Annotated in this window: 13 protein-coding genes; 6 read left to right on the forward strand and 7 right to left on the reverse strand. The window is 62.4% G+C overall.

Going from position 1 to position 17051, the window contains the following annotated elements; genetic code table 11:
* Positions 1–103: 103 nt before the first annotated feature.
* The 4 genes from frr to rpsB form a co-directional block, all read right to left on the reverse strand.
* A complete protein-coding gene (gene frr / locus ASF04_RS24380; protein ID WP_056147605.1) occupies positions 104–664 on the reverse strand; it encodes a ribosome recycling factor in 561 nt (186 codons plus the stop codon).
* A 32-nt stretch (positions 665–696) separates the two neighbouring features.
* On the reverse strand, positions 697–1413 hold the full coding sequence (gene pyrH / locus ASF04_RS24385; protein ID WP_019919690.1) for a UMP kinase: 717 nt from the start codon (positions 1411–1413) through the stop codon (positions 697–699).
* A gap of 156 nt (positions 1414–1569) precedes the next feature.
* Complete coding sequence (gene tsf / locus ASF04_RS24390) at positions 1570–2481, reverse strand: translation elongation factor Ts (protein ID WP_026636888.1); 912 nt, start codon at positions 2479–2481, stop codon at positions 1570–1572.
* A gap of 128 nt (positions 2482–2609) precedes the next feature.
* On the reverse strand, positions 2610–3359 hold the full coding sequence (gene rpsB, locus ASF04_RS24395) for a 30S ribosomal protein S2 (RefSeq protein ID WP_019919692.1): 750 nt from the start codon (positions 3357–3359) through the stop codon (positions 2610–2612).
* A 357-nt stretch (positions 3360–3716) separates the two neighbouring features.
* Here rpsB and map point away from each other — a divergent pair, with 357 nt between their 5' ends.
* The 6 genes from map (at position 3717) to ASF04_RS24425 (ending at position 13154) form a co-directional block, all read left to right on the forward strand.
* Positions 3717–4532, forward strand: coding sequence for a type I methionyl aminopeptidase (gene map / locus ASF04_RS24400; RefSeq protein WP_056147998.1), 816 nt, complete (start codon positions 3717–3719; stop codon positions 4530–4532).
* Between the two features lie 8 nt (positions 4533–4540).
* A complete protein-coding gene (locus ASF04_RS24405; RefSeq protein WP_056147612.1) occupies positions 4541–7108 on the forward strand; it encodes a [protein-PII] uridylyltransferase in 2568 nt (855 codons plus the stop codon).
* Between the two features lie 36 nt (positions 7109–7144).
* Positions 7145–7894, forward strand: a complete 750-nt coding sequence (locus tag ASF04_RS24410; protein WP_026636889.1) for a pseudouridine synthase — start codon at positions 7145–7147, stop codon at positions 7892–7894.
* 209 nt (positions 7895–8103) lie between these two features.
* A complete protein-coding gene (locus ASF04_RS24415) occupies positions 8104–8775 on the forward strand; it encodes a flagellar brake protein (RefSeq protein ID WP_056148000.1) in 672 nt (223 codons plus the stop codon).
* Between the two features lie 37 nt (positions 8776–8812).
* Positions 8813–12238 (forward strand): ATP-binding protein, encoded by a 3426-nt coding sequence (locus ASF04_RS24420; RefSeq protein ID WP_056147615.1) that lies wholly within the window; start codon positions 8813–8815, stop codon positions 12236–12238.
* On the forward strand, positions 12228–13154 hold the full coding sequence (locus ASF04_RS24425) for a response regulator transcription factor (protein WP_056147618.1): 927 nt from the start codon (positions 12228–12230) through the stop codon (positions 13152–13154). Before ASF04_RS24420 ends, ASF04_RS24425 begins: the two co-directional genes overlap by 11 nt.
* Here ASF04_RS24425 and proX read toward each other — a convergent pair.
* Genes proX through proV form a run of 3 tightly spaced genes read right to left on the reverse strand, consistent with a single transcriptional unit; the run spans position 13151 to position 16587 of the window.
* Positions 13151–14206, reverse strand: coding sequence for a glycine betaine/L-proline ABC transporter substrate-binding protein ProX (proX, locus tag ASF04_RS24430; protein ID WP_056147621.1), 1056 nt, complete (start codon positions 14204–14206; stop codon positions 13151–13153). The genes ASF04_RS24425 and proX overlap by 4 nt on opposite strands.
* 12 nt (positions 14207–14218) lie before the next feature.
* A complete protein-coding gene (gene proW / locus ASF04_RS24435) occupies positions 14219–15355 on the reverse strand; it encodes a glycine betaine/L-proline ABC transporter permease ProW (RefSeq protein ID WP_056147625.1) in 1137 nt (378 codons plus the stop codon).
* Complete coding sequence (proV, locus tag ASF04_RS24440) at positions 15352–16587, reverse strand: glycine betaine/L-proline ABC transporter ATP-binding protein ProV (RefSeq protein WP_056147628.1); 1236 nt, start codon at positions 16585–16587, stop codon at positions 15352–15354. Before proV ends, proW begins: the two co-directional genes overlap by 4 nt.
* Positions 16588–17051 lie beyond the last annotated feature (464 nt).

Below are 17051 nucleotides of genomic sequence, written 5' to 3' on the forward strand. Positions count from 1 at the left end.
ATAAAGTATTGCAGGTGGAACGGAAAAAGACAAGACGCCAGCACCAACTTGCCACGCGCGCACGCGCATGACAAGCTGGTTGCTGGCGCCTCGGTCTGAGGGCTTAAACCGTCAGAACTTCTTTTTCCTTCTCCGCCACCATCTTGTCGATGTCGGCGATGAACTTGTCGGTCAGTTTCTGGACTTCATCCACGGCGCGACGCTCGTCGTCTTCCGAGATGGTTTTGTCCTTGACCAGCTTTTTCAGCGATTCGTTACCGTCGCGGCGGATATTGCGCACGGCAATTTTCGCGTCTTCGGCTTCGCTCTTGCACAGCTTGACCATTTCCTTGCGGCGTTCTTCGGTCAGGGCCGGGGTAGGCACGCGGATGATGTCGCCCTGCGCCGACGGGTTCAGGCCCAGGTCGGCGTCGCGGATGGCCTTTTCAATCGTCGATGCCATGCGCTTTTCGAACGGCTGCACGCCGATGGTGCGGGCATCGATCAGGTTGATGCCAGCGACCTGCGACAGCGCGGTCGGCGAACCGTAGTACTCGACCATCACATGGTCGAGAATGCCGGTGTGGGCGCGGCCGGTGCGGACCTTGGCCAGGTCGGCGCGCAGGGTTTCCAGCGATTTGGTCATGCGCTCTTGCGCATTCTTTTTAACGTCAGCTACGGACATTGCTGCTCTCCTGTATACGGATGATGTAAATCTTAAACGTGAACCAGTGTACCCTCATCCTCGCCCATGATCACGCGCATCAGCGCGCCGGGCTTGGTGATCGAGAACACCTTGATCGGCAGCTTCTGGTCGCGGCACAGCGCAAAGGCGGTGGCGTCCATCACTTGCAGATTGCTGGCAATCGCTTCGTCGAAGCTGATCTTGTGGTACAGCGTGGCGTTCGGGTCTTTCTTCGGATCGGCAGTATATACGCCATCGACCTTGGTTGCCTTGAGCACGATTTCGGCGCTCATTTCGGCACCGCGCAATGCAGCGGCAGTGTCGGTGGTGAAGAACGGGTTACCAGTGCCGGCGGCGAACACGACAACTTTACCTTCTTCCAGGTATTGCAGCGCTTTCGGGCGCACATACGGCTCGACCACTTGCTCGATGCCGATGGCCGACATCACGCGGGCGGTGATACCGACGTGGCGCATGGCGTCAGCCAGGGCCAGGGCGTTCATGACGGTGGCCAGCATGCCCATGTAGTCGGCAGTGGCACGGTCCATGCCCTGGGCGCCAGGCGCAACGCCACGGAAGATGTTGCCGCCGCCAATGACGATCGCCAGTTCCACGCCCAGTTTCGCGACCTCGGCCACGTCAGCCACCATCCGCTCGATGGTGCTGCGGTTGATGCCGTACGGGTCGTCGCCCATCAGCGCTTCGCCGGACAGTTTGAGGAGGACACGCTTGTAGGCTGGTTTGGACATGAGACGGGGCTCCTAAATATGGTGGGTTGAAGGGCTGCCGGCGCCTATCATACCTTGAGACGGCGGCGGCAGCGCGACTGTTACATTAGAAACAATATTACGGGTGCGGGCTAAAAAAACGGGCCTCGCGGCCCGTTTTTTTATCTTGCAGGGAAATTAACCCTGGCTGGCGGCCATTTGAGCGGCCACTTCTGCTGCGAAGTCGTCAACCTTCTTCTCGATGCCCTCGCCCACCACGTACATGGTGAACGATTTCACGGTGGTTGCTTTTTCTTTCAGCATCTGCTCGATCGATTGCTTGTCGTTTTTCACGAAAGCCTGGTTCAGCAGCGATACTTCTTTCAGGTACTTCTGTACCGAGCCTTCCAGGCGCTTGGCGACGATGTCGGCAGGCTGCACTGGCTTGCCGGCCGCAACTGCTGCGGCTGCATCTTCGTCGGCTTTCAGTTTTGCAACCGAACGCTCTTTTTCGATCAGTTCGGCTGGAACGTTGTCCGACGACAGCGCCACTGGCTTCATCGCGGCGATGTGCATGGCAACGTCTTTACCGACTTGTTCGTCGGCGCCGTCGAACTCGACGATCACGCCGATGCGTGCGCCGTGCAGGTACGAAGCCAGCTTGGCGGTGGTTTCAAAACGCTGGAAGCGGCGGATCGACATGTTTTCGCCGATTTTACCGATCAGGGCAGCGCGCACTTCGTCCAGGGTCTGGCCGTTGCCAGCTGGCAGAGCCAGCAGGGCAGCGACGTCGGCCGGGTTGTGTTCGGCAACCAGCTTGGCAGCGTTGGCAGCCAGGGCCAGGAAGTCGTCGTTTTTCGCAACGAAGTCGGTTTCCGAGTTTACTTCGACCAGGGCGCCTACGCCGCCGTCGATGAAGCTTGCCACCACGCCTTCGGCGGTCACGCGCGACGATGCTTTCGATGCCTTGCCGCCCAGCTTGACGCGCAGGATCTCTTCAGCACGACCCATGTCGCCTTCGGCTTCGGTCAGTGCTTTTTTGCATTCCATCATTGGCGCGTCGGTTTTCGCGCGCAGTTCGCCTACCATTGCTGCAGTAATCGCTGCCATGTGTTTTCTCCTGTTGTTCGGTATTCGGGGGGATGGGGAACCAATCTGGCTCTAACCCATTGATGTTAAAAAAAAGGGGGAGCTGGTGGCCACCCCTTTTTTCCTTAGCAGACCGTTAGGCCGACTAATTAAGCTTGCTCGACTTCGACGAATTCGTCGCCGGCGGCGGCTTTAACCATTTCAACTACTTCGTTACCGGCAGCAGCACGGCCTTCCAGGATGGCGTCGGCTACACCACGTGCGTACAGGGTGATTGCTTTCGACGAGTCATCGTTACCTGGAATGACGAACTTCACGCCTTCTGGCGAGTGGTTGGTATCGACCACGCCGATAACCGGGATGCCCAGTTTTGCGGCTTCGGTGATGGCGCCTTTATGGTAGCCGACGTCAACGACGAAGATTGCGTCAGGAACGCCGCCCATGTCTTTGATGCCACCGATTGCTTTTTGCAGCTTGACGATTTCGCGTTGGAACATCAGCGCTTCTTTTTTCGACAGCTTCTCAACCGAACCGTCTTCAACCTGGGCTTCCATGTCTTTCAGACGCTTGATCGAGGTTTTGATGGTTTTGAAGTTGGTCAGCATGCCGCCGAGCCAGCGCTGGTCAACGAAAGGAACGCCTGCGCGTGCAGCTTCAGCAGCGATGATGTCGCGTGCTTGACGCTTGGTGCCGACCATCAGGATGGTGCCACGGCTTGCAGCTACTTGCTTAACATGCTTCATCGCTTCTTGATACATACCCATCGTCTTTTCCAAGTTGATGATATGGATCTTGTTGCGGTGACCGAAGATGAACGGAGCCATCTTTGGGTTCCAGAAACGGGTTTGGTGACCGAAGTGGACACCGGCTTCCAGCATTTCGCGCATAGTTACGGACATTTTTTAACTCCAGGGTTGGGTCTGGAATCCGACCAGTGACCCGGTTGTTACGCCAGGCACCCTTGTCGATCGGATTCGAGTTTATTAACAAAAATAGTGATTTTTACTGCATTGCCCGAATGAGAATTCAGGCAACCCGGGATTTTACACCAAATGCCGCCCAACTGGCAAGCGCAGCCATTGCAGAAGACCCGGCCGGGCCAATTTGGTGCGGACCGAAAGCCGACGCGGCCAGGTTGGTGCGCGCCGTGTGCGGCGGCAACATTATTGCACCAAATTGTTGCATGGCACACATGGACATAGCGGTCGTTTATAATCCCCACCATTAAGCTTTTACTTTGCAGATTGCGATCTTTTATTATGTCCATTTCCATTAAAACCGCCGAAGATATCGAAGGCATGCGCATCGCCGGCCGCCTCGGCTCCGAAGTGCTCGACTACATCACCCCGTTCGTCAAGGCTGGCGTGACCACCGGCGAACTCGATCGCCTGTGCCACGAGTACATGAGCAATGTCCAGGGCACCATTCCAGCACCGCTCAACTACAGCCCGCCAGGCTACACGCCCTACCCCAAGGCCATCTGCACGTCGGTCAATGACGTCATCTGCCACGGCATCCCGGGCGACAAGGTGCTCAAGAGCGGCGATTCGGTCAACCTCGACATCACCGTCATCAAGGACGGCTACCACGGCGACAACAGCCGCATGTTCCTGATCGGCGAGCCGTCGATCATGACCAAACGCCTGTCCGAGATCACCTACGAATGCATGTGGCTCGGCATCGCGCAAGTGAAACCGGGCGCGCACCTGGGCGACATCGGCCACGCCATCCAGCAGCACGCGGAAAAAGCCGGCTACAGCGTCGTGCGCGAGTTCTGCGGCCACGGCATCGGCAAGGTCTTCCACGAAGAGCCGCAGGTGCTCCACTACGGCAAACCGGGCACGCTCGATGAGCTGAAACCCGGCATGATCTTCACCATCGAGCCGATGATCAACGCCGGCAAGCGCGAGATCCGCGAAATGGGCGACGGCTGGACCATCAAGACCAAGGACCGCAGCCTGTCGGCGCAGTGGGAACACATGATCCTGGTGACCGAAACCGGTTACGAAGTACTGACCCTGTCCGCCGGCAGCCCGCCGCCGCCAGCCTTCATCACCAACGCCGCCAAGTAATCCACTCCATGGACAAGGAAATCCGCGAACAACTGAAACGCCAGCTGAAGGCCGAACGCCAGGTCATCATCGGCACCTTCCGTACCGACGGCATGCCGGAGAAGCTGCTGCGCAGCCTGCGCCAGAGCGTCGATGCGGTGCTCACGGCCGCCTGGCATCACGCGCACCTGCCCGCCAACACGGCGCTGGTCGGCGTGGGCGGCTATGGCCGTGGCGAGTTGTTCCCGTATTCCGATGTCGACCTGCTGATCCTGCTGGAAGTGGCGCCGGACGCCGAAACCACCGAAAAGCTGGAAGCACTGGTGCAGCTGCTGTGGGACCTGGGCCTGGAAATCGGCAGTAGCATCCGCACCGTCGATGAATGCCTGTCCGAATCGAAGGCCGACATCACGGTGCAAACCAGCCTGCTCGAAGCGCGCCTGATCTGCGGCGACGAACCGCTGTTCGAACAGCTGCAGGCGCGCTACGACGAGGCCATGGATCCGCAGGCCTTCTTCCAGGCCAAGCTGCTGGAAATGCGCCAGCGCCATGCCAAGTACGAAGACACGGCCTTCAGCCTGGAGCCGAACTGCAAGGAAAGCCCGGGCGGCCTGCGCGACTTGCAGGTGATCCTGTGGCTGGTGAAAGCGGCCGGCCTGGCCAACTCGTGGCGCACGCTGGCCACCAGCGGCCTGATTACGCAAGCCGAAGCCAAGGGGCTGATGGAAAAGGAGCGCGCGTTCAAGGATATCCGCGTGCGCCTGCACCTGCACGCGGGCCGCCGCGAAGACCGGCTGGTGTTCGACGTGCAGACGGCGATTGCCGAATCGCTGGGCCTGGAGAATACCGGTTCGGGCGTGGAGATGCGCCGCGCCAGCGAATACCTGATGCAGCGCTACTACTGGGCCGCCAAGGCGGTCACGCAACTCAATACCATCCTGCTGCAAAACATCGAGGAGCGGCTGTTCCCGCGCGAAGAGCACGCGGTGCAGATCAACGCCCGCTTCAACGACGTCAATGGCCTGATCGACATGCGCGACGACGACACGTTCACGCAAACGCCGTCGGCCATCCTCGAAATTTTCCTGTTGATGACCGAGCGGCCTTCGCTCAAGGGCATGACCTCGCGCACCATGCGCGCGCTGTGGAACGAGCGCTTCCTGATCGACGCCGCCTTCCGCGCCGATCCGGCCAACCGCGCGCTGTTCCTGCGCATCCTGCAGGCGCCCAAGGGCATCATCCACGCGCTGCGGCGCATGAACGACCTGTCGATCCTGGGCCGCTACCTGCCGAACTTCCGCAAGATCGTCGGCCAGATGCAGCACGACCTGTTCCACGTATATACGGTGGACCAGCACATCCTGATGGTGGTGCGCAATATGCGGCGCTTCTCGATGGCCGAACATGCGCACGAATACCCGTTCTGCAGCCAGCTGATGGCCAACTTCGGCCAGCCCTGGCTGCTGTACCTGGGCGCGCTGTTCCACGACATCGCCAAGGGCCGCGGCGGCGATCATTCCACGCTGGGCCGCGTCGATGCCGAGCAGTTCTGCCGCGAGCATGGCATGAGCGACGCCGACACCGAGCTGGTATCGTTCCTGGTCGAGCACCACCTCGACATGTCGCAGGTGGCGCAAAAGCAGGACCTGTCCGACCCCGACGTGATCGCCGCCTTTGCCCGCAAGGTGGGCGACGAACGCCACCTCACCGCCCTGTACCTGCTGACGGTGGCCGACATCCGCGGCACCAGCCCCAAGGTGTGGAATGCCTGGAAGGCCAAGCTGCTCGAAGACCTGTACCGCGTGACCCTGCGCGTGCTGGGCGGCCAGCCGCACAGCACCGACCACGAACTGCAGAACCGCCAGCAGGAAGCGCTGGCCACGCTGCGCCTGTACGGCCTGGCGCCGGATGCCCACCTGGCGTTCTGGAAGCAGCTCGACGTCGCCTACTTCCTGCGCCACGACGCCTCCGACATCGCCTGGCAAACGCGCGCCTTGTACGACCGCTTCAACAGCGAGCAGCCGGTGGTCAAGTGCCGCCTGGCGCCGATCGGCGAAGGCTTGCAGATTGCCGTGTACCTGCGCGACCAGCCCGACCTGTTCGCGCGCATCTGCTCCTATTTCGACCGCAAGAATTTCAGCATCCTCGACGCCAAGATCCACACCACGCGCCACGGCTACGCGCTCGACACCTTCCTCGTGACCGAGCAGAATTTCGCCAAGAGCTACCGCGACATCATCAACCTGATCGAGCACGAACTGTGCGGCGCCCTCACCCACCCCGAGCCGCTGTCGTCGCCGTCGAAGGGCCGGCTGTCGCGCCTGTCGCGCACGTTCCCGATGCAGCCCACGGTGGACCTGCGCCCGGACGAGCGCGGTCAGTACTACCTGCTGTCGATCGCCGCCAACGACCGCACCGGTTTGCTGTACGCGATTGCCAACGTGCTCGCCAAGTACCGCCTCAACCTGCACACGGCCAAGGTGATGACGCTGGGCGAGCGCGTGGAAGACGTGTTCCTGATCGACGGCGCCGCGCTGGGCAACCCGCGCAACCAGCTGCAACTGGAAACCGACCTGCTCGACGCCATGAAGGTCTAGCGCGCGGGTCGTCAACTCTCACTATAAAGAAGCATCATGTCAGAAGAATTATTACGCCTGTCCAAACGCATGTCCGAACTGGGCCTGTGCTCGCGCCGCGAAGCCGACGAATGGATCGCGCGCGGCTGGGTACGCGTCGATGGCAAGGTGGTGTCCGAGCTGGGCACCAAGATTTACCCGAGCCAGCGCGTGTCGGTCGAGCGGCAGGCCGCCGCCGAGCAATCGAAGCGCGTGACGGTCCTGATCAACAAGCCGATGGGCTACGTCAGCGGTCAGGCCGAAGACGGCTATCAGCCGGCCGTGGTGCTGATCAAGCCGGAAAACCGCTGGGCCGAAGATCCATCGCCCGAGCAGTTCCACCCTACCCAGCTGCGCTCGCTGGTGCCGGCTGGCCGCCTCGACATCGACTCGGTGGGCCTGCTGGTGCTCACGCAAGACGGCCGCGTGGCCAAGCACCTGATCGGCGAAACCACCGACGTGGACAAGGAATACCTGGTGCGGGTCGAATACACCAAGCCCGGCAAGCTGCCCGACAGCGACCTGAAAAAACTCAACCATGGCCTGTGGATGGACGGCAAGGCGCTGCTGCCGGCCAAGGTGCGCTGGCAAAACGACGACCAGCTCAGCTTCACCCTGCGCGAAGGCAAAAAGCGGCAAATCCGCCGCATGTGCGACATGGTGGGCCTGAAAGTGATCGGTCTCAAACGCGTGCGTATCGGCAAGGTCAAGCTTGGCGATCTGCCGGTGGGAGAATGGCGTTACCTGCGCCCTGACGAACAGTTTTAAAAAAAACGGCACCAAGGGTTAAAATGACTTGCCAAAAAGCAAGCCAAACGCCGCAATAAAATATACACTGTGCGGTCCGACCTCGCACAGTGAAGTTAGCAAAGTGATATGCCGTTGTGAACGATCCCATACCCAATGACATGCGCCGTGGCCCGCCGCTGCTGAAAGACGCGGTGGAACCGATCCCGTCCGGCTCCCACCCACATGAAATGCTCGACGAGCATGACATCGCGGAGGCGCTGACGCTGCTGGCGCAGAACGGCGACCCGGTGTCGATCTACCCGTCTTCCAGTACCAACGTGGTGCTCGGCCGGATCAAGTCGGTCCACCCCGAACTGCCGCACTTCACGTTCGAATTGAACGAGGGCGAATTCATCCCGCCCGGCGAAGCGACCTTTGTCGCCTGGCTGCGTTCGTCCAAGATGCAGTTCAACCTGGCCTACGACAACTGGACCCCGGTGCCTGACCAGCCGACCATCATCCCGCTCGATTTTCCGCTGCGCTGCCTGGTGCTCAACCGGCGCTCCTCGACGCGCCTGGAAACCCCGCTCGGCATCTACTACATGGCGTCGTTCGTGTTGAACGGCAAGCCGTACGAATTGCAGCTCTACGACTTTTCTGCCGGCGGCGTCGGCATGCGCGCACCGCCGCGCGACACCGTGGGCCTGCACGTGGGCCGCAAGCTGCAACGCGTGCGGCTCGAACTGGGGCCGGACACGGTGATGATCGCCGACCTGGAAGTGCGGCTGTCGCGCGCCTTCCGCTCGTTCCTGCTGGGCGAGCAGGTACAGATCGGCTGCCAGTTCGTCAACCTGTCGCCGGCCATGCAGGAAGAACTGACGCGCGTGCTGCAGGAATTGAACGCCAGCCGCCAACGCTGATGCGATTTTAGGTACAGTTTTTGCTTGATAGTTCGGCATGACTACCAGCGAGACAGTGACCGGGCCGGAACCCACCCAGCGCATCATCAAGATCCGCCGCGACTACAATACGTGGGTGGCCAGCGAGACCATCGAGGACTACGCGCTGCGCTACACGCCGCGTTCGTTCCGGCGCTGGTCGGTGTTCCGCGTCTCGAACACCGCGTTCGGCGCCATCTCGTTCCTGGTGCTGGAGGCCATCGGCGGCACCATCGCCGTCAACTACGGCTTCATCAACGCGCTGTGGGCGATCCTGGCCGTGGGCCTGATCATCTTCGCCACCGGCCTGCCCATCAGCTACTACGCCGCCAACTATGGCGTGGACATGGATCTGCTCACGCGTGGCGCCGGCTTCGGCTACATCGGTTCGACCATCTCGTCGTTCGTGTATGCGTCGTTCACGTTCATCCTGTTCGCGCTGGAGGCGGCCATCATGGCCTACGCGCTGGAACTGTATTTCGGCCTGCCGCTCTACCTCGGCTACATGGTCAGCGCGCTGGTGGTGATTCCACTGGTGACCCACGGCGTGACCCTGATCAGCCGCATCCAGATGCTGACCCAGCCGGTGTGGCTGATCCTGATGGCGCTGCCGTTCATCGCCATCCTGCACAAGCAGCCCGAGTTGCTGCCGCAGCTGTTCGACTACGCCGGCCGCGATGGCCAGCATGGCCACTTCAACATGCTGGCCTTTGGCGCCGCCACGGCGGTGGGCGTGGCGCTGATCACGCAGATCGGCGAGCAGGTCGATTTCCTACGCTTCATGCCGCCCAAAACGGCCGAGAACCGGTGGCGCTGGCACTTCGGCGTGCTGATCGCCGGTCCGGGCTGGATCCTGCTCGGCATCGCCAAGATGCTCGGTGGCGCGCTGCTGGCGTTCCTGGCCATCCGCGCCGCCGTGCCGCTCGAGGAAGCGGTCAATCCCACCCATATGTACCTGAACGGCTTCGGGCTGGTGTTCGACCATCCGCAACTGGCCCTGCTGGCCACCACCGTGCTGGTGGTGATCTCGCAGATCAAGATCAACATGACCAATGCCTATGCCGGCTCGCTGGCGTGGTCGAATTTTTTTGCGCGCCTCACGCACAGCCACCCGGGCCGCGTGGTGTGGGCCGTGTTCAACGCGCTGATCGCCGTGCTGCTGATGGAGCTCGACGTGTTCCAGGCACTGGACCAGGTGCTGGGCCTGTACTCGAACATCGCCATCTCGTGGATTACCGCCGTGGTGGCCGACCTGGTGATCAACAAGCCGCTGGGCTTGAGCCCCAGGGGCATCGAGTTCCGCCGCGCCTACCTGTACGACATCAACCCGGTGGGCGTGGGCGCGATGGTGCTGGCGTCGATACTGTCGGTGGCCGCGTTCATGGGCGCCTTCGGCGTGCAGGCGCAGGCGTTTTCCGCCTTCATCGCGCTGGTGACCGCGTTCATTACATCACCGCTGATCGCGCTGGCCACGCGCGGCAAGTACTACATTGCGCGCCCGGCGCCCCACGTCCATTCCCGCACCTGCGTAATCTGCGAAAAGGAATACGAATCGGAGGACATGGCGCACTGCCCGGCCTACCAGGGGTCGATCTGCTCGCTGTGCTGCTGTCTCGACGCGCGCTGCAACGACGCCTGCAAGCCGCACGCGCGCGTGTCGGCCCAGTGGCAGCAGGCGATGCGCGCCATGCTGCCGCAAGCGACCTGGCGCTACCTGAGCAACGGTCTCGGACACTACCTGCTGCTGATGATCGTCACGGTGCTGTTCCTGGGCGCGCTGCTGGGGCTGATCTACTATCACGAACAATCGGTGCTGTCGGCCGCCGATGCGGCGCTGCTGCCGCAACTGCGCCTGGCTTTCGTCAAGGTGTTTGCGGCGCTGCTGCTGGCGTCGGGCATCGTCGCGTGGTGGCTGGTGCTCACCAGCGAAAGCAGACGCGTGGCGCAGGAGGAATCGAACCGCCAGACCGGCCTGCTCACGCGCGAAATCACGCTGCACAACGAGACAGACGCCCAGCTGCAACAGGCGCGCAAGATCGCCGAGGAAGCCCGCAAGACCGCCGAGCAGGCCAACGAGGCCAAGAGCCGTTACATCGCCGGCATCAGCCACGAGATCCGCACGCCATTGAACGGCATCCTTGGCTACGCCCAGCTGCTCGACAATGACCCAGCGATTCCCGCCCACCGCCAGCAGGCCGTGCGCGTGATCCGCAGCAGCGGCGAGCACCTGCTGTCGCTGATCGAAGGCACGCTCGATATCGCCCGCATCGAAGGCGGCAAGCTGACGTTCGCCACGCGCGAAATCGACTTCCCCGAATTTATCGGTCAACTGGTGCGCATGTTCGAGCTGCAGGCCGCCAACAAGGGCCTCACCTTCTGCTACGAGCTGACCGGCGCCCTGCCGCGCGTGGTACGCGCCGACCGCAAGCGACTCGGGCAAATCCTGATCAATGTGCTCGGCAACGCGGTCAAGTTCACCAGCGAGGGCGGCGTGGTGATGCGGCTGCGCTACGCGCGCGAAATCGCCTCGTTCGAGATCGAGGATACCGGCCCCGGCATCCTGCAGGAAGAACTCGACCACATCTTCGAGCCCTTTACACGCGGCAGCGCCAGCGCCCAGGCCAATGCGGGCGGCACGGGCCTGGGGCTGCCGATCTCGCGCATGCTCACCCAGCTGATGGGCGGCGAGATGCGCATCCGCAGTATGCCTGGCCAGGGCAGCACCTTCCACGTGCGTCTGTTCCTGCCCAGCGTGCATGTGGCCGGCAAGGCGCTGGCGGAGACACTGGCGCCGCCGCGCCAGCGCAACGGCTACCTTGGTGCGCGCCGCAGGGTGCTGGTGGTCGACAACGAACAGGTGGACCGCGAACTGCTGGTCAACATCCTCGCGCCGCTGGGCTTCGAGGTGGCGCAGGCTGCATCGGGCCTGGAAGGCATCGACCTGCACGCCTGGTTCGAGCCGCACGTGGTGCTGATGGACCTGGCCATGCCGGGCATGGACGGCTGGGAGACCAGCTACGTGCTGCGCCGCCGGCACAACTCGCAGGCGGCGATTGCCATCGTCTCGGCCAACGCGTTCGACAAGGGCATGGACAACGCGGCCGGCATCACCGCCGACGACTTCATCGTCAAACCGGTCAATATCGCCGAGCTGCTGGACTGGATCGGCCGCCGCCTGGCGCTGGAATGGACCCACGAACCGGAGGCGCCGGCCGCGCCACCGCCGCCAGCGGCGCTGGTGCTGCCACCGGACGAACACCTGTCCGCGCTGGCCGAACTGGTGCGCATCGGCTATGTACGCGGCATCAAGGCGCGGCTCGACGAGATCGATGCGGTCGATACACGCTACCGCGCCTTCACCGACACCCTGCGCGGCCACGCCGCGCGCTTCCAGCTGGACCTGATGGCAGACTTTATCCGAAAGAGCAAAGACCATGAACTTTAATCCTGCTGCACCAGGCATCGTCCTCGTGGTGGACGACGTGCCCGAGAACCTGGCCGTGCTGCACGACGCCCTCGACGAATCGGGCTACACCGTGCTGGTGGCCAACGGCGGCGAAGTGGCCCTGGTGCGCGCAGCCGAAGCGCAGCCGGACATCATCCTGCTCGACGCCATGATGCCCGGCATGGACGGTTTCGAAACCTGCCGCCGCCTGAAAGCGAACCTGGCCACGCGCCACATCCCGGTCGTGTTCATGACGGGGCTGACCGAGTCCGAGCACGTGGTGGCTGCCTTCGAGGCCGGCGGCAACGACTACGTGACCAAGCCGGTACGCACCAGCGAAGTCCTGGCGCGCATCGCCGCTCACCGCCAGACCGCGCGGCTGATGGACCAGGCCCGCAGCGCACTCGACGCCTTCGGCAACGCGGTGATTGCCATGTCGCCGCAAGATGGCAAGATAGTATGGCAAACCCCGCTGGCGCGCACGCTGATGCAGGGATACGCGGTGGAGAAGGAATTACCCGAGTGGCTCGCTGCCACCCAGGCTGCGCATGCGAAAGGCCAGGCGCACCCGCCGCTCACTTTACTGCGCGGCGCGCGCCGCCTGATTTTTTCGGCAGCCGAGTACAGCGAGGACGAACAATGGATGATCGTGCTGCGCGAGGAATCGGACGCGGCGCAGATCGAAAAACTGATGGCAGCGTTCAAACTCACGCAGCGCGAATCGGAGGTGTTGAATTGGCTGGTCAAGGGCAAGACCAACCGCGATATCGGCGAAATCCTCGGCACCAGCCCGCGCACCGTGAACAAGCACCTCGAGCACGTGTTCGTCAAACTGGGCGTGGAGACCCGCACCTCCGCCGCCGCGCTGGCGATCAGCAAGCTGCATGGGTCGGGGCGCGGGGAAGAAGTGGTTTAAGGTTTAGCCTTGGCTGAAGCCATGGCTGCGGCAATCCAGCCATCGAACAACTGCTGGTGAAACTTGATCCAGCCGGCCGTGTGGCGGGCGATGTCGGCCTGGGTGTTCTCGCCGGTGCGCATGCGTTCGTTCTGGGCGTTGATGTCGGCGATCGGCAAACGCATCACCTCGAACAATTTGAGGGCGGCCGGATTTTTGCCGGCCCAGGCGCGGTTGACCACGATACGCGTGGTGTTGACCGCGAAACCGTAGTCGCTGCCATCGTCCATGCGCGTGTTGGTCTTGTCCGGGTTGGACGAGAACGGTACCTGCAACCACACCACGTCCTTGCCCGGCACCAGCACGCCGCTGACCCAGTACGGCGTCCAGGTGTAGTACAGGATCGACTCGCCGCGCTGGTAGCGGCCGATGGTGTCGGCGATCAGCGCCGAGTAGCTGCCCTGCACGTGCTGCACCGTTTCGCGCAGCTTGTAGGCGTCCATGTGGTTTTCGATCATCGCCTCGCAGCCCCAGCCCGGGTTGCAGCCGGTGAGATCGGCCTTGCCATCGCCGTCATGGTCGAACAGCTTGGCCAGGGTGGGATCGCGCAGCTGGTCGATATTGGTGATGTTGTACTTGTCGGCCGTGGCCTTGTCGATCAGGTAGCCCTGGGCGGCAGGACCGGCGTACTGGCCCACGCGCATCAGCTTGGCATCGCCGCCGGCATTGTCGTAGTAGTCCTTGTGCAGCGGGTCCCAGTGCACGGCCAGGAACGTGGCGTCGCCGTTGGCGATGGCGATGTGTGCGGTCGGGTATTCGACTTCCTTGATCGGCTGCATCTCGTAGCCGAGTTTTTCCAGCGCGCGCTCGACCAGCATGGTCTGGAAGGTTTCTTCCGCGATCGAGCTTTGCAGCGCCTGCACCTTGATGCCCTTGCCGGGCAAGTCGGCGGCGGGCGTTTGCGCCATGGCCAGGCTGGTGCCCAGCACCATGGCGGCAATGCCCAGGAACGACAACCACTGGAACTTGCGTTGCGATTTGCGGGTTTCTTTGAATTGTGCGACTTGATTCATGGAGTTCCTTTCTTATTGTGTGGCCAGGTGCGCTGGTGCGGCTTCCTGCACCGGCGCCGGCGTTGGCACGGGATCGCGGCGAACCAGGCGCAGCACCAGGCCGGCCGGGCCGGTCTGGTACCAGTGGCGCACGCCACGGCGCGGCTGGCCCATCGCCTGGGTCAGCCTGTCGAGCGTAATGGCCAGCAGCACGATGCCCAGGCCACCGACGGTAGCGAGGCCCATATCGAGGCGGCCGATGCCGCGCAATACCATCTGGCCCAGGCCACCGACCGCGATCATCGAGGCGATCACCACCATCGACAGCGACAGCATCAGCGACTGGTTGATACCGGCCATGATCGATGGCATCGCCAGCGGGAACTGCACGCGGGTGAGCAGCTGCCATGGGGAAGCGCCGTAGGCGCGCGCCGCTTCGATCAGGTCGGGGCGCACCTGGCGGATACCGAGGTTGGTCAGGCGCACCAGCGGCGGCAAGGCGAAGATGATGGTGACGATCACGCCGGGGGCATTACCGATACCGAACAACATCACCACCGGCACCAGGTACACGAAGGCGGGCGTGGTCTGCATGGCATCCAGTAAAGGACGCAGCAGGTTTTGCGCGCGGTCGCTGCTGGCCAGGAATATCCCCAGCGGCAAACCGATCAGCAAACAGAATGCCAGTGAGGTCAGCACCAGTGACAGGGTGATCATCGCCTCGGGCCAGATGCCCAGCATCGACACGACCAGCAGCGCCAGCACGGTACCGATCGCCAGCGCGCGGCTGGTGAACTGCCAGGCCAGCACGCCCACGATGGCGATCACCGCCAGCGCCGGCGCTGCCAGCAGCACGTCGCTGACGCCGGTCAGGGTCGCGTCGATCGGCGCGCGCACGGCCTGGAAGAACGGCCGGAAATTGGCGACCACCCAGCCCAGGCCCTGGTTGATCCAGGACTCGAGCGGCAGCGAACCATCGAAGATTTGCGACACGTGGAAGCCGGTGGCGTGCGCCGGTTCCGCAGCTGGCCCGGCAGCGTCGAGCCACGAGGTATCGGTCGGCGGCTGCGGCAGCCACGGGTTGATCTGCGCGGCCTGCTCTACTGCCGGCTGTGCGGTACGGGCTGCATCGGCGGCGACCGCGGTATGTGCGAGGTTATCTGCTTTCATGCTTGTCCTTTCTGTGCTTGTGGTTCTGCAATCGGTGGCGTGTCGCGGTCGAGGAACTTCAGCAAGGTGGTCTTGCTGATCGCGCCGCGGAAGTTGCCATCGTTGGCGACCACGGGAACGGCATACGGCAGCTGCGCCACCTGGCCGAACAGGCCGGCCACCGGCTCATCGGCATCGATGGTCGGCACGTCGGGGAGATACGCATGGGCCAGGCCGAGCGGGCCGACATGGCCGTCGAGTGCCGTGCGCAGCGAGTCGGCCGATACCACGCCCAGGTATTTCTTCTGCGGGCTGATCACGTAGGCGTAAGCGCGATCCTGCTCTTCCAGCATCGACAGCGCGGCGCGCGAGCCGCGCGTCGGTGATTCCGATACCACGATCTGGCTCTTGCGGGCGATGTCGCCGGCCTTGAACACGGCCGCCGCATCGACACCGCGCACGAAGTTGCGCACGTAATCGTTGGCGGGCTTGCGCAGGATTTCCTCCGGCGTCCCCACCTGCACCACGTGGCCGTCCTTCATGATGGCCACGCGGTCGCCGATGCGCATCGCTTCATCGAGATCGTGCGAAATGAAGACGATGGTGCGGCGCTTGATCTGCTGCAGGCGCAGCAGCTCCGACTGCATCTCGGTGCGCATGATCGGATCGAGCGCGGAAAACGCTTCGTCCATCAGCAGGATCGACGGATCGCACGCCAGTGCACGGGCCAGGCCCACGCGCTGCTGCATGCCGCCCGACAGCTCGTCCGGGTAACTGGCGCCATAGCCGGCCAGGCCTACCTGTTCGAGCGCCTGCAGGGAAGCGGCATTGCGCTCGTCCTTCGGAATGCCGGCCAGCTCCATGCCGAAACCGGTATTTTCCAGCACCGTAATCTGCGGCAGCAGCGCAAACGACTGGAACACCATGCTGATGTCCTTGCGGCGCAGCGCCCGCAATTCTTTATCGGGCAGCGTGTTGATGTCATTGCCGTCGATCATGATGCGGCCGTCGGTGGGCTCGATCAGGCGATTGAGCATGCGCACCAGGGTCGATTTGCCGGAACCGGACAGGCCCATGATGACGAAAATTTCGCCGGCTTCGATGGTGAAGGTGGCGTCGAAAACGCCGATGGTGCATTCGGTCTGCGCCAGGATGTCCTGCTTGCTGGCGCCCTGGCGGACCAGGGCCAATGCTTCGGCGGGCTTGTCGCCGAAGACCTTGAATACATGATCGATAATAATTTGTTTAGCCACGTCGTGGTTCTCCCTCGATGAAACGAATGGATGAAACGCTGCAAGCCATACGGCTGCGGCGGCGTATATGTTGCGATAGTGCGAATTCAAAGCGAATTCCGTCGGCGATGTCGCGGCGCAAGGCGCACGCAAGCAAGTGACGTGTCGAGGGCGGACGCCGTTGCGGCATGGCGCCGGGTAGTCCTGATTCGGGCGGAGGGCCCATGGTTGCGTTTCACGCTTGAGGTGAAATGCAGTGTGTAGCGGAAGATGCTACCTGTTACAGCTGTTGTAAATATGCATCAATTATAGCAAGAAAAAGTGCGATTGTCCAATAGCTTTCCGGCTCGAAACGTGCTAGCAATGTTAGTCAGCGCACATACCGCACCACAAACATGAGACTGGTTTAACGTTTTGGTAGCGATAAAAAGATTGCTTTCAGTATCAAAACGGCAAATTTATCAACGCCGTGCGATGTCAGGATA

Source organism: Duganella sp. Leaf61 (assembly GCF_001421905.1).
GTDB classification, from domain to species: domain Bacteria; phylum Pseudomonadota; class Gammaproteobacteria; order Burkholderiales; family Burkholderiaceae_D; genus Rugamonas; species Rugamonas zoogloeoides.

Excerpts from the sequence above, each read along its gene's own strand:
- ASF04_RS24425 (WP_056147618.1), top strand. The coding sequence starts at position 12,228 with ATGAACTTTAATCCTGCTGCACCAGGCATCGTCCTCGTGGTGGACGAC.
- ASF04_RS24410 (WP_026636889.1), top strand. The coding sequence starts at position 7,145 with ATGTCAGAAGAATTATTACGCCTGTCCAAACGCATGTCCGAACTGGGC.
- ASF04_RS24415 (WP_056148000.1), top strand. The coding sequence starts at position 8,104 with ATGCTCGACGAGCATGACATCGCGGAGGCGCTGACGCTGCTGGCGCAG.
- pyrH (WP_019919690.1), bottom strand. The coding sequence starts at position 1,413 with ATGTCCAAACCAGCCTACAAGCGTGTCCTCCTCAAACTGTCCGGCGAA.
- tsf (WP_026636888.1), bottom strand. The coding sequence starts at position 2,481 with ATGGCAGCGATTACTGCAGCAATGGTAGGCGAACTGCGCGCGAAAACC.
- ASF04_RS24420 (WP_056147615.1), top strand. The coding sequence starts at position 8,813 with ATGACTACCAGCGAGACAGTGACCGGGCCGGAACCCACCCAGCGCATC.
- proX (WP_056147621.1), bottom strand. The coding sequence starts at position 14,206 with ATGAATCAAGTCGCACAATTCAAAGAAACCCGCAAATCGCAACGCAAG.
- rpsB (WP_019919692.1), bottom strand. The coding sequence starts at position 3,359 with ATGTCCGTAACTATGCGCGAAATGCTGGAAGCCGGTGTCCACTTCGGT.
- ASF04_RS24405 (WP_056147612.1), top strand. The coding sequence starts at position 4,541 with ATGGACAAGGAAATCCGCGAACAACTGAAACGCCAGCTGAAGGCCGAA.
- proW (WP_056147625.1), bottom strand. The coding sequence starts at position 15,355 with ATGAAAGCAGATAACCTCGCACATACCGCGGTCGCCGCCGATGCAGCC.
- frr (WP_056147605.1), bottom strand. The coding sequence starts at position 664 with ATGTCCGTAGCTGACGTTAAAAAGAATGCGCAAGAGCGCATGACCAAA.